Origin of the sequence: Acinetobacter defluvii (genome assembly GCF_001704615.3) — a bacterium.
GTDB lineage: Bacteria > Pseudomonadota > Gammaproteobacteria > Pseudomonadales > Moraxellaceae > Acinetobacter > Acinetobacter defluvii.
In genome coordinates, this window is record NZ_CP029397.2 from 3,197,128 (window position 1) to 3,219,044 (window position 21,917).

14 protein-coding genes, 2 tRNA genes and 3 rRNA genes are annotated in these 21,917 nt (G+C 39.7%); 8 read left to right on the plus strand and 11 right to left on the minus strand.

Annotated features, from left to right (window positions below):
* Positions 1-20 precede the first annotated feature (20 nt).
* The 7 genes from DJ533_RS17810 to DJ533_RS17840 all read right to left on the minus strand — a co-directional run bounded on the left by DJ533_RS17810 (position 21) and on the right by DJ533_RS17840 (position 7,647).
* Entirely contained in the window at positions 21-620 is a 600-nt protein-coding gene (locus tag DJ533_RS17810) for an OmpW/AlkL family protein (protein ID WP_065993860.1), read from the minus strand.
* A 545-nt stretch (positions 621-1,165) separates the two neighbouring features.
* Positions 1,166-1,280: ribosomal RNA gene (gene rrf / locus DJ533_RS17815) — 5S ribosomal RNA — on the minus strand.
* A gap of 180 nt (positions 1,281-1,460) precedes the next feature.
* A 23S ribosomal RNA gene (locus DJ533_RS17820) occupies positions 1,461-4,353 on the minus strand.
* 392 nt (positions 4,354-4,745) lie between these two features.
* A tRNA-Ala gene (locus DJ533_RS17825) sits at positions 4,746-4,821 on the minus strand.
* A 73-nt stretch (positions 4,822-4,894) separates the two neighbouring features.
* Positions 4,895-4,971 (minus strand) — tRNA-Ile (locus tag DJ533_RS17830).
* A gap of 59 nt (positions 4,972-5,030) precedes the next feature.
* A 16S ribosomal RNA gene (locus tag DJ533_RS17835) occupies positions 5,031-6,569 on the minus strand.
* Together the 16S, 23S and 5S rRNA genes with 2 tRNA genes alongside form the textbook arrangement of a ribosomal RNA operon.
* A gap of 463 nt (positions 6,570-7,032) precedes the next feature.
* Positions 7,033-7,647: a TetR/AcrR family transcriptional regulator gene (locus DJ533_RS17840; RefSeq protein WP_065994471.1), complete on the minus strand. Its 615-nt coding sequence runs from the start codon at positions 7,645-7,647 to the stop codon at positions 7,033-7,035.
* A gap of 107 nt (positions 7,648-7,754) precedes the next feature.
* Here DJ533_RS17840 and DJ533_RS17845 point away from each other — a divergent pair, with 107 nt between their 5' ends.
* Complete coding sequence (locus DJ533_RS17845) at positions 7,755-8,963, plus strand: oxygenase MpaB family protein (RefSeq protein WP_065994472.1); 1,209 nt, start codon at positions 7,755-7,757, stop codon at positions 8,961-8,963.
* 112 nt (positions 8,964-9,075) lie between these two features.
* On the opposite strand, the gene DJ533_RS17850 is transcribed toward DJ533_RS17845, so the two are convergent.
* The 3 genes from DJ533_RS17850 to def all read right to left on the minus strand — a co-directional run bounded on the left by DJ533_RS17850 (position 9,076) and on the right by def (position 12,309).
* A complete protein-coding gene (locus DJ533_RS17850; protein WP_065994473.1) occupies positions 9,076-11,175 on the minus strand; it encodes a TonB-dependent copper receptor in 2,100 nt (699 codons plus the stop codon).
* Between the two features lie 70 nt (positions 11,176-11,245).
* Positions 11,246-11,686, minus strand: a complete 441-nt coding sequence (locus DJ533_RS17855) for a DUF2946 family protein (protein WP_065994474.1) — start codon at positions 11,684-11,686, stop codon at positions 11,246-11,248.
* Between the two features lie 92 nt (positions 11,687-11,778).
* Entirely contained in the window at positions 11,779-12,309 is a 531-nt protein-coding gene (def, locus tag DJ533_RS17860) for a peptide deformylase (protein WP_065994475.1), read from the minus strand.
* A gap of 122 nt (positions 12,310-12,431) precedes the next feature.
* On the opposite strand from def, the gene DJ533_RS17865 reads away from it, so the two are divergent.
* Genes DJ533_RS17865 through DJ533_RS17875 form a run of 3 tightly spaced genes read left to right on the plus strand, consistent with a single transcriptional unit; the run spans position 12,432 to position 15,361 of the window.
* Positions 12,432-13,583 (plus strand): LysM peptidoglycan-binding domain-containing protein, encoded by a 1,152-nt coding sequence (locus DJ533_RS17865; protein ID WP_065994476.1) that lies wholly within the window; start codon positions 12,432-12,434, stop codon positions 13,581-13,583.
* Between the two features lie 33 nt (positions 13,584-13,616).
* On the plus strand, positions 13,617-14,750 hold the full coding sequence (dprA, locus tag DJ533_RS17870) for a DNA-processing protein DprA (RefSeq protein WP_065994477.1): 1,134 nt from the start codon (positions 13,617-13,619) through the stop codon (positions 14,748-14,750).
* A gap of 41 nt (positions 14,751-14,791) precedes the next feature.
* Entirely contained in the window at positions 14,792-15,361 is a 570-nt protein-coding gene (locus DJ533_RS17875; protein WP_065994478.1) for an L-threonylcarbamoyladenylate synthase, read from the plus strand.
* A 774-nt stretch (positions 15,362-16,135) separates the two neighbouring features.
* Here DJ533_RS17875 and DJ533_RS17885 read toward each other — a convergent pair.
* The gene (locus DJ533_RS17885) at positions 16,136-17,050 is read right to left on the minus strand and encodes a DMT family transporter (protein WP_065994479.1); all 915 of its coding nucleotides are present in this window, start codon (positions 17,048-17,050) and stop codon (positions 16,136-16,138) included.
* A 402-nt stretch (positions 17,051-17,452) separates the two neighbouring features.
* Here DJ533_RS17885 and DJ533_RS17890 point away from each other — a divergent pair, with 402 nt between their 5' ends.
* From DJ533_RS17890 to DJ533_RS17905, 4 genes are all read left to right on the plus strand, one after another.
* The gene (locus DJ533_RS17890) at positions 17,453-18,205 is read left to right on the plus strand and encodes an AraC family transcriptional regulator (protein ID WP_089024794.1); all 753 of its coding nucleotides are present in this window, start codon (positions 17,453-17,455) and stop codon (positions 18,203-18,205) included.
* A gap of 222 nt (positions 18,206-18,427) precedes the next feature.
* Entirely contained in the window at positions 18,428-18,964 is a 537-nt protein-coding gene (locus DJ533_RS17895; protein WP_065994481.1) for a hypothetical protein, read from the plus strand.
* Positions 18,965-19,214: 250 nt separating this feature from the next.
* Positions 19,215-20,369: a methionine aminotransferase gene (locus tag DJ533_RS17900; RefSeq protein WP_065994482.1), complete on the plus strand. Its 1,155-nt coding sequence runs from the start codon at positions 19,215-19,217 to the stop codon at positions 20,367-20,369.
* Between the two features lie 117 nt (positions 20,370-20,486).
* Complete coding sequence (locus tag DJ533_RS17905; RefSeq protein WP_065994483.1) at positions 20,487-21,854, plus strand: MATE family efflux transporter; 1,368 nt, start codon at positions 20,487-20,489, stop codon at positions 21,852-21,854.
* Positions 21,855-21,917 lie beyond the last annotated feature (63 nt).

Sequence of the window (21,917 nt, forward strand, 5' to 3'; positions counted from 1 at the left end):
AAAGTTACAGCCTAAAAATTTTAAAATTTATAACCCATTGTCAGTGTATAGAGCATTGGGTTGACATCACCACTACCGACTTTAGTGCCATTAATTTCAATATCAGAATTAACATCAATATAGCGAATTTCTGTGCCTAAGCTTATATTTTTATTGATGTTATAATCCATACCAAGTGTTGCAGCATAGCCAAAAGAATTACTAATATTGAGCTTGTCATTGCTGATCAATTTTTCATTAAAATAGTAGGTATAATTGACGCCAGCACCGACATAAGGATTGAATTTTCCATCTGGATTGAAGTTATATTGCACGCTCAAGGTTGGTGGTAAATAACGGGTATAACCAATTTTTTCACCATTCCCATAGATACGATGCTTTGGTGCAGTTCCAACCAAGAGATCTACAGCGACATTCGGTGTGACAAAGTACAAATTGGATGCAGTTAACGCATAACTACGTGAAATACTGGTGGCTGTACCATCGTATAAATTGCCTGGGTGGTCTTTTGGCTCAATCAGCGTTACCCCTAAACGTGCTTTAAATTTACTCAGGTCTATTTCAGCATAAGTATTTGAAAATGCAGTTAATCCTAGGCAGAGTACGATACATTTTTTCATTGTCATCTCCATGAATATCAAAAAACAACGATGGATTCCTTATCGTTGTGCGTTTAGATAATCAAGAAACATGCCAGAAATTTTATTTAATAAAAATCAGTAGCTTATATTTTGTATAAGACAATTCTCTAAAAAATAATTCAGCAATTGCTGAAAGTAAAATTTTTATTTTCATGCTTTGCTGAATTTAAAAAATCAAATCATATCAGTATCTAATACGAGCTGCATCAAAATTAAATCACGCTATAGTTCGTTTTTTATACAAAAAATAGTATAAACCAAAGTTTAATGCAGCGTAATTTAAAATCGGAACAATCAAATCAATTAAAAATAAAAATAAAAATAAAAATAATTTTCATAAAGTGCCAGACAACTTGATTTTTCAATACAAACAACTCAAACCTGCTGAAATAGAAGTGATACCATCTCAATTTATTTATTTTCACTGGTTCCGCAATAGGTATAAATTTTATTATTTCCTTTATTCTTTTATCCCCATAAAAAAACACCCTCTGTCTTCTGACAGAGGGTGTTTTAGATTTAAAAGCTGGCGATGACTTACTCTCACATGGGTAACCCCACACTACCATCAGCGCAAAGAGGTTTCACTTCTGAGTTCGGGAAGGGATCAGGTGGTTCACTCTTGCTATTGTCGCCAGCAAACTGTTTATGATTAATCACTTGGTCTTAATTACGATGCTTTGTGCTTCGATGTGCCTAGCTTTGGTCAAATGAGTTATTAACAGAAATTTATTTGAGTTGGATATTTTAACTAGCTTTTTCACTAAATCAAGTATTTTGCATTGAATTTATCGAAACATACAACTGTTTGGGTGTTGTATAGTCAAGCCTCACGAGCAATTAGTATTGGTCAGCTTCATACGTCGCCGTACTTCCACATCCAACCTATCAACGTCCTAGTCTTGAACGGCTCTTTAGGAGGCATAAAGCCTCGGGGAAATCTTATCTTGAGGTAGGCTTCCCGCTTAGATGCTTTCAGCGGTTATCCCTTCCGAACATAGCTACCCGGCGATGCGACTGGCGTCACAACCGGTACACCAGAGGTTCGTCCACTCTGGTCCTCTCGTACTAGGAGCAGATCCTCTCAAATTTCCAGCGCCCACGGTAGATAGGGACCGAACTGTCTCACGACGTTCTAAACCCAGCTCGCGTACCTCTTTAAATGGCGAACAGCCATACCCTTGGGACCTGCTTCAGCCCCAGGATGAGATGAGCCGACATCGAGGTGCCAAACACCGCCGTCGATATGAACTCTTGGGCGGTATCAGCCTGTTATCCCCAGAGTACCTTTTATCCGTTGAGCGATGGCCCTTCCATACAGAACCACCGGATCACTAAGACCTACTTTCGTACCTGCTCGACTTGTGGGTCTCGCAGTTAAGCGCGCTTTTGCCTTTATACTCTACGCGTGATTTCCGACCACGCTGAGCGCACCTTCGTACTCCTCCGTTACTCTTTAGGAGGAGACCGCCCCAGTCAAACTACCCACCAGACATGGTCCTCGTCCCGGATAACGGGACAGAGTTAGAACCTCAATATTACCAGGGTGGTATTTCAAGATTGGCTCCACCGAAACTAGCGTCTCGGTTTCAAAGCCTCCCACCTATCCTACACAAGTAAGATCAAAGTTCAATGTCAAGCTGCAGTAAAGGTTCACGGGGTCTTTCCGTCTAGCCGCGGGTACACCGCATCTTCACGGCGAATTCGATTTCACTGAGTCTCTGCTGGAGACAGCGCCCCCATCATTATGCCATTCGTGCAGGTCGGAACTTACCCGACAAGGAATTTCGCTACCTTAGGACCGTTATAGTTACGGCCGCCGTTTACTGGGGCTTCGATCAAGAGCTTCGCTTACGCTAACCCCATCAATTAACCTTCCAGCACCGGGCAGGCATCACACCCTATACGTCCACTTTCGTGTTTGCAGAGTGCTATGTTTTTAATAAACAGTTGCAGGGGCCTAGTTTCTGTGGCTGCCAGCAGCTCAAGAAGCAAGTTCTATCACCACCGGCAGCGTACCTTCTCCCGAAGTTACGGTACCATTTTGCCTAGTTCCTTCAGCAGAGTTCTCTCAAGCGCTTTGGTCTACTCGACCTGACCACCTGTGTCGGTTTCGGGTACGATTCCTGTGTAACTGAAGCTTAGAGACTTTTCTTGGAAGTATGGTATCAGCCACTTTACTGTACAAGTACAGCTTGCTATCAGTTCTCAGCATAGAGTACCCCGGATTTGCCTAAGATACATGCCTACAACCTTTCACCTGGACAACCAACGCCAGGCTGACTTAACCTTCTCCGTCCTCTCATCGCATTACACAGAAGTATTGGAATATTAACCAATTTCCCATCGACTACGCCTCTCGGCCTCGCCTTAGGGGTCGACTCACCCAGCCCCGATTAACGTTGGACTGGAACCCTTGGTCTTTCAGCGAACGGGTTTTTCACCCGTTTTGTCGTTACTCACGTCAGCATTCGCACTTCTGATACCTCCAGCAGACTTCTCAATCCACCTTCATCGGCTTACAGAACGCTCCCCTACCACGTATACATAGTATACATCCGCAGCTTCGGTACTATATTTTAGCCCCGTTACATCTTCCGCGCAGGCCGACTCGACTAGTGAGCTATTACGCTTTCTTTAAAGGGTGGCTGCTTCTAAGCCAACCTCCTAGCTGTCTATGCCTTCCCACATCGTTTCCCACTTAATATAGATTTTGGGACCTTAGCTGGCGGTCTGGATTGTTTTCCTCTTGACTACGGACGTTAGCACCCGCAGTCTGTCTCCCGGATAGTACTCATTGGTATTCGGAGTTTGCATCGGTTTGGTAAGTCGGGATGACCCCCTAGCCGAAACAGTGCTCTACCCCCAATGGTATTCGTCCGAGGCGCTACCTAAATAGCTTTCGGGGAGAACCAGCTATCACCGAGTTTGATTAGCCTTTCACCCCTATCCACAAGTCATCCCCTGGCTTTTCAACGACAGTGGGTTCGGTCCTCCAGTTAGTGTTACCCAACCTTCAACCTGCTCATGGATAGATCACCCGGTTTCGGGTCTATACCCAGCAACTATGCGCCCTATTAAGACTCGATTTCTCTACGGCTCCCCTATTCGGTTAACCTTGCTACTGAATATAAGTCGCTGACCCATTATACAAAAGGTACGCAGTCACCGAACAAGTCGGCTCCCACTGCTTGTATGCATGCGGTTTCAGGATCTATTTCACTCCCCTCACAGGGGTTCTTTTCGCCTTTCCCTCACGGTACTGGTTCACTATCGGTCAGTCAGGAGTATTTAGCCTTGGAGGATGGTCCCCCCATATTCAGACAAGGTTTCACGTGCCTCGCCCTACTCGTCATCATTATATGTGCCCTTTCGTGTACGGGACTATCACCCTCTACGGTTGCACTTCCCAGAGCATTCCGCTAAAACACATATAACTTAATGGGCTGATCCCCGTTCGCTCGCCGCTACTGAGGGAATCTCAATTGATTTCTTTTCCTAAGGGTACTGAGATGTTTCACTTCCCCTCGTTCGCCTCGCATGACTATGTATTCATCATGCGATACCTACCTTATGGTAAGTGGGTTTCCCCATTCAGAAATCTCCGGATCACAGGATATTTGCCGCCTCCCCGAAGCTTATCGCAGGCTATTACGTCTTTCATCGCCTCTGACTGCCAAGGCATCCACCACATGCACTTAATTACTTGACTATACAACCCCAAACAGTCGTTAATCCCTACAAGTAGGATTAAGACAATTTAATAAATATTCATATTTATCAAACCTACAGTTTGTTGTCTGTGCACTTAAGCACTGTACAGCTTCAATCTAAATTCATATACCAAAACGCTTGATTCAGTTTTATCGCTAGTAACTCAATTTCTTTCAAACATTCAAACATGTCACTTGCGTGTCATATTCTTATGTTTAATTGAAACGAGTATGAACAATTTATTTCAACTCAAATATATTCTGTTAATGATTAACTACTGCCTCGTCAGCACGTAGTAAACTGTGATAAATCACAGAAATTAATCAATTCAATTTTCATCAAATTCATTAATTTCTATAATCTATTTTAGCTCGTACTCTTGAAAGTACTTGGTGGAGACTAGGAGAGTCGAACTCCTGACCTCCTGCGTGCAAAGCAGGCGCTCTACCAACTAAGCTAAGTCCCCAGCTTAAGACCAATATATCTAATTTCCTGCATTCAATACTTAAACTCTCATTCAAATATTTTGTTAGTCAGAATGGTGGGTCTGACAAGACTTGAACTTGTGACCCCACGCTTATCAAGCGTGTGCTCTAACCAACTGAGCTACAGACCCTCAGATACATCAATGAAGAACAACTTGTTGTGGATTCTTACCAATCGTCAATCTTTCGTTAAGGAGGTGATCCAGCCGCAGGTTCCCCTACGGCTACCTTGTTACGACTTCACCCCAGTCGTCGACCACACCGTGGTAAGCGTCCTCCTTGCGGTTAGACTACCTACTTCTGGTGCAATAAACTCCCATGGTGTGACGGGCGGTGTGTACAAGGCCCGGGAACGTATTCACCGCGGCATTCTGATCCGCGATTACTAGCGATTCCGACTTCATGGAGTCGAGTTGCAGACTCCAATCCGGACTACGATCGGCTTTTTGAGATTAGCATCCTATCGCTAGGTAGCAACCCTTTGTACCGACCATTGTAGCACGTGTGTAGCCCTGGTCGTAAGGGCCATGATGACTTGACGTCGTCCCCGCCTTCCTCCAGTTTGTCACTGGCAGTATCCTTAAAGTTCCCATCCGAAATGCTGGCAAGTAAGGAAAAGGGTTGCGCTCGTTGCGGGACTTAACCCAACATCTCACGACACGAGCTGACGACAGCCATGCAGCACCTGTATGTAGATTCCCGAAGGCACCAATCCATCTCTGGAAAGTTTCTACTATGTCAAGACCAGGTAAGGTTCTTCGCGTTGCATCGAATTAAACCACATGCTCCACCGCTTGTGCGGGCCCCCGTCAATTCATTTGAGTTTTAGTCTTGCGACCGTACTCCCCAGGCGGTCTACTTATCGCGTTAGCTGCGCCACTAAAGCCTCAAAGGCCCCAACGGCTAGTAGACATCGTTTACGGCATGGACTACCAGGGTATCTAATCCTGTTTGCTCCCCATGCTTTCGTACCTCAGCGTCAGTATTAGGCCAGATGGCTGCCTTCGCCATCGGTATTCCTCCAGATCTCTACGCATTTCACCGCTACACCTGGAATTCTACCATCCTCTCCCATACTCTAGCTTCCCAGTATCGAATGCAATTCCCAAGTTAAGCTCGGGGATTTCACATCCGACTTAAAAAGCCGCCTACGTACGCTTTACGCCCAGTAAATCCGATTAACGCTCGCACCCTCTGTATTACCGCGGCTGCTGGCACAGAGTTAGCCGGTGCTTATTCTGCGAGTAACGTCCACTCTCTATAGGTATTATCTATAGGAGCCTCCTCCTCGCTTAAAGTGCTTTACAACCATAAGGCCTTCTTCACACACGCGGCATGGCTGGATCAGGGTTCCCCCCATTGTCCAATATTCCCCACTGCTGCCTCCCGTAGGAGTCTGGGCCGTGTCTCAGTCCCAGTGTGGCGGATCATCCTCTCAGACCCGCTACAGATCGTCGCCTTGGTAGGCCTTTACCCCACCAACTAGCTAATCCGACTTAGGCTCATCTATTAGCGAAAGGTCACAAGTGATCCCCTCCTTTCCCCCGTAGGGCGTATGCGGTATTAGCGTCCCTTTCGGAACGTTGTCCCCCACTAATAGGCAGATTCCTAAGTATTACTCACCCGTCCGCCGCTAGGTCAGTTACCGAAGTAACTCACCCCGCTCGACTTGCATGTGTTAAGCCTGCCGCCAGCGTTCAATCTGAGCCATGATCAAACTCTTCAGTTAAAATCATTTGTGCCTTTATTATAGAATAAGACACCAATTCTGGCTCATCAATTTTCTGACAAATTCTCTCAAATAAACTTCGAGTAATTTAAACCAATCAATCAATGATAATATTTCGATCAATCAATCAGTAAAAATCCACACAAGTTGTTCTTCATATACTCTTAATGATCTTCTCAATGCTTCGTCAGCATCAAGCTAGGTCGGCTATATTACTCTCTATCTCCAGAAAGTCAACATGTAATGAAAATTATTTTTAACCCTTCCTCCTAAAACTCAACCTAACCATTTAATGCTAAGCCACTGTTTTATCAGAAGTTTTAATCTTCATCACCGCCGATGGATGTGCATTATAGGGGAAAAAATTAAGCTTGCAACACTTTTTATAAAATTAATTATTCATATGTCTAAATTTTAAACCCAAATTATATTAAGTTATTATTTTTAATAATAAATTTATTTTTTATGAATTTTTATTTATATTTTCAATCTCTAAATAAGCCAAAATCATTAAAGTTAATTCTTTTTTAAGTTGCTGTTCTGAAATAAGAAAATCATTATTACTGGCATAACGCATCATGGTAAACAGCGTACTATTGATAATGACAAAAGATTTATTTTTCAACATTTCAAAGCTCCAATGTTGAAAAAATTGATTAAACACGTAAATCCCCACTTCTAAAAAATGCTGCTCTACAATCTGTGCAGCTTCTGAATTGATATAACCATGCCAGTGTTTTAACACTTCTATAAAAAAACCGCCATCCGCTTTCATCATGTCAAAACCAAATTGGATACTGAGCGGAATAAGCTCCTCTAATGACATTTGTTGTTTTTCAGTTGCAAGTTGTTTGAGAGCTAAACCTAAACTTTCACTTTTTCTACGCAATAACTCCTCAACAATTTGCTCTTTATTTTCAAAATATTGATATATAGAGCCAACGCTTACTCCTGATTTTTCTGAAATTTTCGGGGTGCTCACTTGTAATATGCCCTGCTCAGCAATGCAAAGCTGCGTTGCTTCCAAAATATCACTCACAATTTGAATTGCTCTTTGTTGTTGAGGTTTTTTTCTCATTTTCTGACTCATTTTTAAAGCATTTTTTAACACTATGAAATGCGAATTGAATGCGAATAATTATTCATATTAGAGTTTGATTAAATAATAGCTGGAATAACTTTACAATGAAAAGTTTAACACTCCCTAAACGTTTAGCATCCTTTGAGAAAATGACTCAAAGTAGTTTGAAATCTAAAGTTTTTAGTTATTTAACCAACCAAAAACTCCAACCAACTTATACAGAGTATTTGCGTTTAAATACCGCCTTGCAAACTGGTGATGTAACTATGGATGAGGTCATGCAATGGGTGATGAGCAATCCCAGACAAAATCGTAAACTGTTTGAGACTGCGTTGTATCAGGGTCTAGATCAACTCCCGTATGAAGTTCCTGTACTTACTCAATTTTTTCATCATATTGAACAAACTCCTTCTTGGTTAGATAAAAGTAAACTCGAAACTGCTATTCGATTTACCCATCGTTTAGGTTCAAATGGAACATTTATCTTGCGAGATGTCGCTTTAATGAGTGGCTATCAATATCCAGGTTTTAACCAGCCCTTGATTATGACAGGTGCGCTCAGTCAATACGCAGGAAAACGCTTAGCTGAAACCTATAAGTGGTGGTTAGACATTACTCAAGCAAATAGTTTTGAGCGCTTTAATCTTGGCTTTACTTCAACGGTTTACGTTCGCTTTGTTCACGCTCTGGTTCGTTATCAACTCAGTAAATCGAAAGATTGGGACACATCTTTTTGGGGAGTGCCGATTAACCAATATGACCAAGCAATGACCAATATTGCCTTTAGTGCAGTACTTTTGTTAGGTGTGCGAGCTATTGGGATTTTTCCAAGCAAAGCTGAATCTGAAGCAATCATGCATTTTTGGAAATACACAGGCTGGCTGATGGGGATTGATGAGCAGTGGTTAGTTGAAAAAGAATCAGAGGCATGGAAGCTGTTAATATGGATGGATTATGCGCACCCCAAAACGGATGAAAGCAGTAGGGCTTTGGCAAAAAGTTTGTCGAAAGAGCCTTTTGAACGACATTACAAATATTTTAATAATTTTATGCAAAAGAAAGCTTATAAAAACCATTTAGAGATTACGCAATTTTTCATTGGACAAAATAAAATGAAAAATTTAGGTTTAAAACCACGCACGATCGCATGGTATCCCTTTTATTTAATGGCTAAAAACACTTTACTTTATAACAGCGCTAAACATAGTGATAAATTCAGCCAATATTTACAAAAGCATGGACGATCAGAGCAGGAGTATAGTCTTGCGCTTTATCAAAACTGGGGCAAACAATTAGCAAGTATGCATCAATAAGATTCTTTAAGAAAATTTCAGCGTTGATATGTTTAATTTATTAATTTCATTAAAGAAGCCACTGTATGAATACAATGACTTCTTACTATTGAATGAACTTAGACAGTTAGCATTAAAATTTAATACTCATTCTTGCCCAATAGTTGCGTCCAATATTATTAAACTGCTCATTGCTGGCAAAGCCAAAACCTGAACTACCTGCTTTATTTAAGTGTTCGGTATAAGTCTTGTCTAAGACATTATCCACACCGACTGCAAGGTTAATATCTTTAGCTAAGTTATAAGATGCGTTTAAAGCCAATGTATTAAAGCTTTTACTCTCACGCATATCATAACCTATGATATTACCTTGATTAAGGCTGATACGATCTTGCTTAGCCACTACACGCCAAAGTAGTCCGAGTGTATATTTGTCTTGAACATAACGTAAATTAAAACGTCCTTCTAATGGGGCGATTTGTGGTAAAGCTGTATTGTCGCTGGTATTTTCACCCCATGCATAGGCAAGGCTCACATCTGACTGGATTGTATCTGTAAAATCATAGCCAATCCCTGCTTCCGCGCCTGCAATGATGGCATCGACATTCGCTGAGAGTGTGGTCATTTGCTTTTTATCATCGGCACCATGAGTGGAATGTCCCATTCCTCCCATATTATGCCCCATATGCATACCGCCCATGCCAGATTTTTTCTCAACATAATTCATTAAGATATAATCTTGGATTAAGCCTACATATGCAGAAGTCCAAGCATTCCATTGTTCATGTTTAAACTGAGTACCTACATCTAACTGGACTGTTTTTTCATTTTTTAATTGATTAAATGATGCGTTTTTCTCAACTTGATAGTCTGTTCTTAGCTCCCAGTAATCTGGTACTCTTTCAACATAACCTAAGCCGATATAACTTTTTAAATCATGATTAAGGTTTTTATTTTCTAAGCGAATAAAGCCACTTGGCAATGTTTCACTACGATCTTGATGGGTTTTTAAATCATCAATTTTAACTGCGTCCACTCTTGCACCAGTCACAATTTTATTTTGTGGATTGATTGGATAAGTTAACTCAGCAAAACCGCCATAAGATTGAAAACGTTTGTCATGCGCAAATGGCATATTCATGTTTGGAGAAGCCATATCTCCACCATGTTTATTACGTTGTGAATCTATACCTGTTAACAATTCAATACCATTTAAATCCATTGTCATGGCTAAACGAGAATTTAGTGTACGTCGTGTTACTTCCATTTCAGCGTTATTTGGAACCATTTTATGAGTAGTATTATTCATCACCATTTTAGGTGTCGGTGTCCGCAATCTAAAATTATCCATTACATGATCGTTATAACTATAGTTGATCTGTCCTTCAATTTTTTTAATCACATCAGTCAAATTCTTTTTTTCAAATCTTAAGCCTAAGCTTTCACGGGCAAATTGTGAACCATCCATATCACGTCCTGCATACAATGCTTCACCATCAGATTTACCGCCTGTCAGCTCTACCCACGTATCCGCGTCAGGCGTCCAACCCAATGCCAAATCAGCATTCCAACGTTCCCAAGCTGACGGCACAGTTTGATCATCGCCATCTTGATAACTATTTGACTCAGAACGCCCTGCATTTAAACGCATATATTTTTGCTCATCCCCAACGATGGCTTCAATATTCTGATCAATGCGTCCATAGGAGCCGACCAATGCACTGGCTTGACCTGTATATTTTTTATCTTCAGATAACTTTGGTTTTTGACGCTCAAAAATCACCGTTGCTGCTGAGCCTGTATTGGCATATTGAACGGTCTGTGGTCCTTTGGTCACCGTAATTCGGTCAAAACTTTCTGGTTGAATATAAGAAGTGGGGGCATCCATACGTGATGGACATGCTCCTAAATTTTCAGTGCCATCGGTCAATACTTTGATACGTGAACCAAACATGCCTCTAAACGTAACATCACCATTGGTTCCACCATTTTTAATAGAACTAAAGCCAGGAATACTTTGTAAATAGTCTGCACCATCGGTTGCAGGGACAGGTTGAATCGGTTGTTTAGGGTCTGCACGAACGATCAAACCATTAGCATCATGGGCTTTTTGTGCGGTCATCACCACAGGGGCTAACTGTTGTATTTCTTGCTCTGCCAGTACATTCCCTGAATAACACGCAATACAAATCGCAGCCGTCAATGGCTGTAAAAAAAACTTTGGCTGAGCCATTTTCTATCTCACTTAAATTTTGAATAAAGCTAGACTGGAGTCCATCAAGACCCAGAAAAAAATGCTGAATTTAAGTAAGAAGTGGCGGGGCTCGCCCTTGAGGAATCAGAAATAAACGCTGTAAAACAAACCAAACATGATGAAATGTCTGTTGAAAGGCGATCAAGCGAACTTGAATACGATCCAAAACCTGCTTCACCTCAAGTTCTGGAGGTAAAACTAAGTTGCCATACACCGTACAATATTGACATTGATGATTTGGATCATGATGATCATGTCCAAGACTGGTTTGCTGAGCATTCATTTCATGCAAAGCATGTTCAGGAGAAAGATGTTGATGGTGGCTTGAATGTTGATGTTTTTTATAAAAATCGGTTTGTATTAAAACCTGAGAAATGGTTTCACAGACCGGCGCAATTTGATATTGCTTCGGTAACAAAGGCTGTAAAAAAACAGCAATCTGTAATAACACTGCTAAGCTACTTAGCAGTAACCCACTTCTTAACAACATTTCAACATGTTTATCCCAACATTTTCATTGTTACAGTATAACAAAACCCAAACAAAATTGCGCTTTTATTCCACAAAATGCCCCACAACAGCTTAACGTTTTGCAGGAACTTTCTGTTTTTCACGCTGACGCACAATTTTTTCAACTTTTTCACGTGCACGTTGACGTTTTAATGGTGACAAATAATCGACAAATAATTTACCATTTAAATGATCGATTTCATGTTGGATACACACTGCGAGTAAACCATCTGCTTCAATTTCAAAAGTTTTACCTTCTAAATTGAGCGCTTGGATTTTGACACGTGACGGGCGTTCAACTTTATCGTATATTTGAGGCACAGATAAGCAGCCTTCCTCATAAGGGAGGGTTTCTTCTGTTAGCGGAGTAACTTTGGGGTTAATGAATACCATTGGTTGATCATGATCTTCAGACAAATCCATGACGATGAGCTGAATGTGATGATCAACTTGTGTTGCAGCCAACCCAATGCCGGGCGCTGCATACATGGTTTCAAACATATCTGCTGCAAGCTGACGGATTTGATCCGTTACTTCATTGACTGGTTTTGCAATGGTACGCAAACGGGGATCAGGAAAACTTAAAACAGGTAATAAGGCCATACTTATCCTCACTTGCTATGCCATTGATCTAAAAAACTAAATGAAGAATATGCTTCATTAAATAAAAGTGTGTAAGATGCAATTATAACGTATTTATACGCATAATTTCAGGAATTATGATAATGATAAATTTTTTCAATGGCATCAATATTAGTGCCACGGGGTTTAAAAAGCAGGTTCTGGCTATGGCACTCTGCCTGAGTGCAGGAATCGCTGTAGTGGACGTTGCACATGCGGCACCAAGTCCAAATCAGAATCCACCCTCACTCAAAGCCAATGCACCACATGTTTATGTGGTAAAACGTGGTGATACTTTGTGGGATATCGCAGGACGTTTCCTGAGTAAACCATGGCGTTGGCCAGAAATTTGGGCAAGTAACCGCCATGTGAAAAACCCGCATTGGATTTATCCAGGTGATAAATTATTGCTTTGTAGCTTAAACGGTCGACCTTTAATTGGGGTGGATGAAGGTGATGGCTGTGATGGGATTATTCGCCGTCATCAAGGTGGTACGTCATTGCGCCCACAAGTGCGTGTTGAAGCGATTGGCAATACCATTCCTATCATTTCAAGTGCAGACATTAAACCTTGGTTAGAACACAGCATTATTGTGTCACCAGAATCATTAACAGGTGTGCCTTATATTATCGGTGCGGCAGATAATCGTGTGATTACAGGCGCCGGTCAGACGGTGTATGCTCGTGGTAATGGTCTAGTGGTCGGTCAACGTTACGGTGTCTATCGCCAAGCTGAACCTTATATTTTTGTCGATGCAAATGGCAAAAAATATAACGCAGGTCAAGAACTTAGTGAAGTGGCTTCTGCAGTTGCCGTTGCTGGTGAGAACGAGGTGACCACTTTAGAGCTCACAGACAGTTACAATGCTGAAGTGCGTAGTGGGGACTATGTTCTGCCAGTATATGACGCTGGTTTACCTTTGATTTTCTATCCAACTGCACAGAATGAAGTCCTTGCAGGTGGTAAAATTGTCCGTGTCCAAGGTTCGATTGGTACAGCAGCCGTACATGGTGTTGTAACAGTGGACCGTGGAAATATTGATGGGACAAAGGCAGGTCAGGTATTTAGTATTTACCAACAAGGTGAAACTGTACGTGATCCAAAAACCAAAGAGTTGGTTAAATTACCAAACCAAAATGTAGGTACCTTGATGATTTTCAAGACCTTTGATCGTTTTAGTTATGCCTACGTTCTTGATAGTGCATTACCGATCAAAGTCGGTGCTTTAATTCAAACACCTGCGATTGCGGAATAATTTATCAAAACAACTTAAAAGTGTGATACATGCATGTTGAACTTTATATCTGATGTGCAATTAAACACCATCAAATTATGGTATTTAGTTCAACATTCAAATCTCGCATTTAAAAGCTTAGAAGGCTACTTTGGCTCAGTTGCCAAAGCTGTTTTACCTGAAAATTTAGCACGTTGGTCAGAGGTCGCCATCCATAAAAACCATGTTCAACGTGCTCAGGATCTGCTAACTGATGTTGGACAAGTTGCCTTTCAACAGTGTCTTGAAAAATTAAAACAACATAGTGATTTTATTCTTTTAGAAAATGACAATCACTATCCTCAACAACTGCTTCCTTACTCAGATCATCCCCCAATTTTATTTGGACAAGGGGCTTGGCAAAATTTAAGCCAACCACAAGTAGCTATTGTTGGCAGCCGTAAACCCAGTCCACATGGCAAGCAAGTCGCTTATGATTTTGCTTATTATTTGAGTGAAAAAGGCTTTTTTATCACCAGCGGTTTGGCAGAAGGGATTGATGCCGCAGCACATATGGGTGCGCTCAAAAATTTACGTACAATAGCTGTGGTCGGTACAGGCTTAGACCAAATTTATCCTACACAAAATCGTCAATTACATGCGCAAATTTTAGAAAATGCAGGGACAATTATTTCCCTCTATTTACCCAATACACCCCCGTTAAAGTCTAATTTCCCAAGGCGCAATCGGATTGTAAGTGGCTTGAGTTTGGGGGTTTTGGTGGCTGAAGCAGCTTTAGAAAGTGGTTCTTTAATCACTGCGCAGGCGGCTGCTGAACAAGGTAAAATCATCTTTGCAATCCCAGGGCATATTTATAGTGAATATCATCAAGGTTGTCATCAACTGATCCGTGAAGGTGCTATTTTAGTCGATCATCCTGAACAAATCATCGAAGATTTAGCCTTACCTACCCAATGGCTATGTAAAAATACAGAGAAAACACAACAAATAGAAAAATTACCTGAACTCCCTGAACATCTTTTTCAGCTCTATCAACACCTCGACTGGGTTGGGCAAGAGATTGATATCCTTCATCAAAAAACAGGTTTAGAGATTGCGGCATTAACAGGTTATCTGATGGAATTAGAACTTTTAGGCTTATGTATTCAGCAATCTGGTTTGTACTTACGTTGCCGAGCAAGTCATTAAGGTTCACAATAACCTTTTAATCACTGACAAGGTAAATATCCATGCTTACAACCTCAGTTGCTGAAGCTGCACAAATTCTGCGTCAAGGCAAAGTACTTGCCTATCCGACAGAGGCAGTATGGGGCTTAGGTTGCGATCCAATGAATGAACAGGCATTTTTAGAGATTTTACGTTTAAAACAACGTCCTATCGAAAAAGGTGTCATCTTACTTGCTGGGCAAATTTCCCAAGTTGAACATTTATTGGAAAACTTAGACTTAAAAATGCGCGAACAAGTGATTCATACTTGGACACATCGCACACAAACAGAAAGAGCCACCACTTGGTTGTTACCTGCTGATGCAAGCATTCCACAATGGATTAAAGGTGATCATGCCAAAGTTGCGGTGCGTGTTACCACTCATCCTTTATGTATTGCTTTATGCAATGCTTTTGATGGTTTTATTGTATCGACCAGCGCCAACCCTGCAGGTTTAGAACCTGCCCGCTCCTTACAAGATGTAAGTCGTTATTTTGCCTCACAACTCAATTACTTAAATGGTGATTTAGGGCTGAGCCAACAACCAAGTCGAATTTTGGATGCTGTGACAGGCGAAGTCATTCGCACTTAGTTGAACATTAAAATTGTTAAAAATGAACATACTTTGGTCAAACTTATACCATTCTTGGAAAATAACATAATATAAGTGGTTTGTTTTTGACGGAGTCTTACATCTAAAGTTTGTATTTAGAGACTAGCCTTCGGCTCGACCTACTTTTGTTTTGGCAAAAGTAGGCAAAACCATTGTCATCCGCAGAACTCGACAAATACCGCAAATTGATTGAGGTATTGCAAAAACATGATCAATCATTGGTAGTCCTGCCTCAGACAACTGCGGATGACGTTTCCGCGTCTCAATTTATGATTAGAAACAGAAAAAATCATTCCTAAAACATATTATAAAACTTTTATTGATTGTTATTAGACTAAAGCTTTTTATTTATTTTTCATTTAAATAAACCAACATATTCCAGCAAAATTTAGACAAAAAAAAGCTCAGCCATATAGGGTCGGCTGAGCATGAAAAGGATGTATATCACATCCAGAGGGTATTTAAAATCTGCTTAAACAACATAAATGAACTTTCGTGCCATGTTGTCTATGCGTTTATTATGCTATAAATCTCTGTTGAATACAAATTTCATGTTTATTTTAGACGACTTAGAGTATCTTTAAATCCGACTAAAAAATTTGGGTTTCAATAAAAATAACTCACTCTATTTACTTCAAATTTTATAAAAAAATATAATATCCATTATTTCTTAATTTCATATTAAGATATATTAGCAATCATGTCATATAAAAAAAGTATAAAAATATTTGTGATTTTTATACTTTTCCATATTTAATTTACGACTTTTACAGCTTGCACTTTATTTACTTTCTTCTGTGCCAATACAATGCCTAATAAAATAATGACCCCGCCGATACTATGATAAATCGTCCATGCTTCTTTGAGCCAGAAAAATGCAATGATGGCGGTAAACACAGGCATTAAGTTCATAAAAATACTGGTACGATTTGGTCCTAAATACTGTACAGCAAGCATCCAAACAAAAGGCGCTATTAACGATGGGAAAAGTCCAGCATACAACACACTTGCGATATTCTGACTATCAATACCTTGCAAGCCATACCATAAAATAAATGGAAGGTGATACAACAAGGCAAAACCGATTTGAATATATAAGCTCATCAAAAGTGGCACTTGAAGTTGCCATTTTTTTAGAAAAACGCCATAAAAAGCATAGAAAAACACCGCCAAAATCATCACAAAATCGCCTGAATGCCCACCTAAACCCAGCAAACTGGCAAAATCACCTTGTGCCATCACATAGACAAGCCCCATAAATGACAAAATACTGCCGATTACCGCAAAACGATTTGGTATTTCACGCAGAATCAGCATAGACACAAAAATGGTAAATACAGGAATAAAAGCATTAATAATTCCCATATTGGTTGCAGTGGTGTGATGCGCTGCGGAGTAGGCTAAACCTTGATATAACACCATGCCAAAAGCACTCAAGATGGCAAATTGCCAAAAATGTTGGCGGATCAAGTGTCGATTTTGCAATGTTTTTTTGGCTATAAATGGCGTTAGAACGATAAATGCCACCAGCCAACGATAAAAACTAATACTCACGGGGGTAATAAAGTCAGCAACATAACGCGTTACTGCGATATTCATTGACCAGATTAATACTGCCAGAATAGGCAATAAAAATGCCCACCAGACTGTGCTCGTTTTTGCATTCATGGTTTAGATTACATTCAGAGAAGACCTGTTTTATTTTAAGCAAGTCTAAAAACTTTTAAATATCGTATTTCAGACATTTATACATCAGTTTAGACACTCAATAGTAAGTTTAAACAATCTGAATTTTAATTTATTTTTTATTTTTCAAAAAGTTATAACAAAATAGAAAATATATCTCTTTATCTTTTAATGTCTTTTAGATCATGATCACGTTCGGCTCACTATTGAATAGTTATATTGTGAATCATTTTAATGCCAATATTTTACTGTATAGTATATTGAGCTTTATCGTGTTGACTGTGCTTTCAATTTTCACATGGTCAGCCGAAGTAAATAATCCTAAAATCAGTTGTAAAAACTCATAAGTGATGATTTTTAGAAAATATGCATTTGCTTAAAAATATGTTTCAACTCAGCCAGTGGATTGAAATTGAAGAATTTCATTATCAAAAAGATGATGTCGTGACTCCACATAGTTGTTTATGGGGAGATTTTAATTTTAGTTTAAATGGCTTGCTCGAATTTTCTATCGATCAACAACGCTACTTATCACCGCCAAGTTATGGCATTTGGATTCCCCCACAGACCGAGCATTGTTCTATTGCCGTGGATCAAAAAGTTACGCATTATATTTGTATTCGGCTTCATCCTACCTTATGTCAACAGTTTTCAACACGTTGTCAAACCTTAACTGTGCAACCATTTCTCAGACAAACAGTACATGAGATTCTAACGCATCAAAAAAGCAATAATTATTCAGTAAATTATCAACAGCATTTATTGCAAGTGTTATTGGATCAATTAACTTTTGCGCCCTGCTATGATCAATATTTACCACAAAGCCATCATGCTGTTTTAGAACCGATCTTAAAACAATTGGAAAATCCGTTACGTTTTCCTGATACCTTACAACAAATCTTGGCTGAGTTTGCGCTCAGTGAACGACATATTTTAAGGTTGAGCCAACGTGAGCTTTCTATGTCAATTTCTGAATGGCGTAATCGCAGTAAAATTATTTATGCTATTACCCAATTGCATCGTGGCAATTCGATTAAAAAAATTAGTTTAGAGTTAGGTTATAAGCAGAGTTCCAGTTTTATTGAGTTTTTTAAGCGTTATACAGGGCAAACACCGACTCAATTACTTGAATTATAAATAAAATTACAATAATGGTTAGATTAGAAGCAGAATGCCACAAATTCTGATGTTTGGTTGCAGGACTCATATACTTATCTACATAATCGCTATATAAATAAAATTTTAACCCACCCAAGATTTAAAAAGTATTTCTAATCAATGCATGGTTGGTGCTTTATTTCTTGAATTTGTGAAAAAATGAGATCAGATTCATTATAAATTTCAATGAAAGGATGAAAAATGAAAAAACTATTATTAGCGTCTTTATGTATGGCTTCAGTTGCTTTGACTGCATGTGATAAAAAACCGAATGAAGCTGCTACTACTACAGGCACAGATAATCAACCTGTTGCAACACAAGCTGCTGTGGCATTAAGTAAAGATGTCGCTGCTGACATCAAAAGTGATTTAACTCAAATCCAAACACTTTCTACCAACAAAGCCAAAGAAGCCTTAGCATTTCAAAATGAAGTCACACAAGCTGCTCAAAAAAATGATAAAGCAGCATTACAAGGTATTGTTGAAAAAATGAAAAGTTATACTGCAGGCTTCAACAAAGAATTAGATGCACTTACTTTAAAAAGTTCTGAAGTTGACGCTGTTCGTAGCAAAATGAAAGAAGCCAATAATCTCGGCGTAGAACTTTCTGAAGCAGGTTTAAAAAACCCACCTGACATGAACGAAATCAATACATTACAGAAAAAAGCAACTGAGATGCAGCAAGCATTACTGACTGAGATGCAAAACTTACAAACCAAAGCTAACGCAGCTAAATAAGGAGTTAAATGCATCAGCTTCGTTTGCTATGATTTTAAAAGTATGTTGTCGTGCATTTATAATTTAAAAAACATACAATATTGAAAATACAGTAGATGTTAGTACTGTATTTTCTTTCATTTTCTCTCTTCATCGAGTGCATAAATCAATTAGAATAAACTCATTACACATGTGTTCTCAAAATATAACTATTTAGCTCGTAAAAACGACCTGCTACACTGCTTAAAATATATTAAAAACTCACATCGTCATGATCGAAATCCACTCCAAACTCCCTGCTCAAGATGTCACCATTTTCAGCACCATGAGCGCCATGGCACAACGCTTAAATGCAATCAACCTCTCACAAGGCTTTCCTGACTTCCCTGCACCTGCTGAACTTTTACAAGCTTTGAGTCAAGCTACACTGGAGGGAAATAACCAATATGCCGCAGGCGATGGTTTACTCAGTTTAAGAGAACAAGTCGCAGCTCAGTTTGAAAAAAGAGACCAACTGAATCTCGATCCAATCACAGAAATCACCATCACACCTGGCGCAACTATTGGTATATTTTCAGCGATCCAAGCCATCGTCCATGCAGGTGATGAAGTGATTATTTTTGATCCAAGCTATGATAGCTATGCGCCCAGTGTTCAGCTTGTGGAGGCTACAGTGATTCATATCCCTTTAACAACACCTGATTTTTCAGTGGATTGGAATCAAGTCAAAGCGGCAATTACAGACAAAACGCGTATGATCATTGTCAATACACCGCATAACCCTACAGGGACGATTTGGTCAAAACAAGATTGGCTAAATTTAATTGCATTGATTCAAGATAAAAATATTGTGGTTCTGTCCGATGAGGTTTATGAACACTTAGTCTTTGATGGACAACACCACTATTCTGCATTGTCTTTTCCTGAGCTGAGAGAACGCAGCTTTGTGATTGGTTCTTTTGGCAAAACTTTTCATGTTACAGGTTGGAAAACCGGTTATTGTGTGGCTACACCGCAGCTAATGAAAGTCTTTCGCCAAGTTTATCAATTTGCAAATTTCTGTGGTGTCACCCCGATACAAATTGCGCTTGCCAACTTTATGCAGCAACATCCTGAACATATTCAAAATTTAGCCAGCTTTTATCAGCAAAAACGGGATTTCTTTCAGCTAGGTTTAGCGCAATCTCGTTTTAAATTTACTCCCTCACAAGGTACATATTTTCAAAATGTCGATTATTCTGACATTCGTCCCGATTTAAATGATGTTGAAATGTGTCAGTTTTTAGCGGAACAGCATAAAATTGTCGCCATTCCTGTGTCGGTTTTTTATCAACACGCACCAAAAAATCTACGCTTCATTCGTTTTTGTTTTGCCAAAAAACAAGAAACATTAACCCATGCGTGTGAGATTTTGAGTCAGGTTTAAAAATCAGCTTGGATTTTAAATATGCAGCCTTAGTTACTTAAAAGCTAAGGCTTTTTTCTATAATTATGATATTTTGGAGAATAAAACAATTTCAATGGATTGGACAAAATAGTAAAAATGTCAGCAAAAGATAATTTATTGCATCATCAAAAATTTTGGAAAGGATTTTTAATTTTTTTAGTGCCTTTGATTGCCACCAACATTTTACAGAATCTTTCAGGCACGATTAATACCATCTTTGTTGGACAAATGATGGGGGTGAATGCTATTGCTGCGATTTCAGTATTTTTTCCAATTTTGTTTTTCTTATTGGCTTTTGTGATCGGACTTTCTGCGGGTGCAACCGTTTTAGTGGGACAAGCATGGGGAGCAAAAAACCTTGAAAAAGTCAAAATGGTGGTGGGTTCAACATTATTTATGACCTTAATTGGTGGGTGTTTCATTGCCATATTGGGCGTAATATTTGCCAAACAAATTCTACTTCTTTTGGGCATCGACCCTGATGTGATGCACTTGTCTTTGCCTTATGTACAATGGATGCTTGCAGGCAGTCCGTTGCTATTTATTTATATTATTTATACCTCGATTTTACGTGGTGTCGGCGACAGTACCACCCCGTTGATTGCATCGAGCATGACGATTTTTATCGGCGTAATCGTAACACCGATTTTGATCGCAGGTTATTTTGGTTTTCCCCAACTTGGCATTATTGCTCCTGCGATTGCGACCAGTATTGGTTATGTGGCAGTGCTAGGGTTTTTGGCTTTTTATCTTAATTACCGTGATCATGCTTTAAAACCTGATAAAGCCTTGCTCAGTCATATTCGATATAACCCTGAGCTTACCAAAATTATTTTACGGTTAGGCATTCCGACAGGTATCCAAATGGTCACAACCTCTGCTGCAGGCTTGGTGATTATTGGTTTGGTGAATCATTATGGTTCACACGCCACAGCTGCCTATGGCGCAGTGAATCAAGTACTGAATTATATTCAGTTTCCAGCCTTGTCCATTTCGATTGCAGCTTCGATCTTTGCTGCCCAAGCCATTGGAGCAGGAAAATCAGAACTCCTGCGTAAAGTGACACGTACTTCATTAATTATGAATGTGATGATCACGGGTAGTTTGGTAATTTTGGCTTATTTATTTTCCAAATATTTAATGGCGCTGTTTATTACAGATCCGAGTGTGATCGAACTTGGGCAGAATTTATTATTCATCGTACTGTGGTCGATTATTTTCTTTGGTGCTGCTTCAATTTTTGCCTCGATTATGCGTGCCAGCGGGACAGTCACTGTACCCATGATTTTAAATGTTTCTGCTATTTTACTGATCGAAGTACCGGCTGCTTATCTATTTAGTGAGTGGTGGGGTCTAAAAGGTATTTGGTATGCCTATGCCTTGGCTTTTGTGTCTTTGTGTTTAATGCAAGCCATTTATTATCAGTTCGTCTGGAAGAAAAAAGCCATTCGAGCTTTAATTTAATCTAATGATTAAGTTTCTTAGAATGCAATAAAACCGTCCTAAGTGACGGTTTATTGCATACAA

Coding starts and splice junctions, on each gene's coding strand:
- DJ533_RS17810 (WP_065993860.1), bottom strand. CDS start 620: ATGAAAAAATGTATCGTACTCTGCCTAGGATTAACTGCATTTTCAAAT.
- DJ533_RS17840 (WP_065994471.1), bottom strand. CDS start 7,647: ATGAGAAAAAAACCTCAACAACAAAGAGCAATTCAAATTGTGAGTGAT.
- DJ533_RS17845 (WP_065994472.1), top strand. CDS start 7,755: ATGAAAAGTTTAACACTCCCTAAACGTTTAGCATCCTTTGAGAAAATG.
- DJ533_RS17850 (WP_065994473.1), bottom strand. CDS start 11,175: ATGGCTCAGCCAAAGTTTTTTTTACAGCCATTGACGGCTGCGATTTGT.
- DJ533_RS17855 (WP_065994474.1), bottom strand. CDS start 11,686: ATGTTGTTAAGAAGTGGGTTACTGCTAAGTAGCTTAGCAGTGTTATTA.
- def (WP_065994475.1), bottom strand. CDS start 12,309: ATGGCCTTATTACCTGTTTTAAGTTTTCCTGATCCCCGTTTGCGTACC.
- DJ533_RS17865 (WP_065994476.1), top strand. CDS start 12,432: ATGATAAATTTTTTCAATGGCATCAATATTAGTGCCACGGGGTTTAAA.
- dprA (WP_065994477.1), top strand. CDS start 13,617: ATGTTGAACTTTATATCTGATGTGCAATTAAACACCATCAAATTATGG.
- DJ533_RS17875 (WP_065994478.1), top strand. CDS start 14,792: ATGCTTACAACCTCAGTTGCTGAAGCTGCACAAATTCTGCGTCAAGGC.
- DJ533_RS17885 (WP_065994479.1), bottom strand. CDS start 17,050: ATGAATGCAAAAACGAGCACAGTCTGGTGGGCATTTTTATTGCCTATT.
- DJ533_RS17890 (WP_089024794.1), top strand. CDS start 17,453: ATGTTTCAACTCAGCCAGTGGATTGAAATTGAAGAATTTCATTATCAA.
- DJ533_RS17895 (WP_065994481.1), top strand. CDS start 18,428: ATGAAAAAACTATTATTAGCGTCTTTATGTATGGCTTCAGTTGCTTTG.
- DJ533_RS17900 (WP_065994482.1), top strand. CDS start 19,215: ATGATCGAAATCCACTCCAAACTCCCTGCTCAAGATGTCACCATTTTC.
- DJ533_RS17905 (WP_065994483.1), top strand. CDS start 20,487: ATGTCAGCAAAAGATAATTTATTGCATCATCAAAAATTTTGGAAAGGA.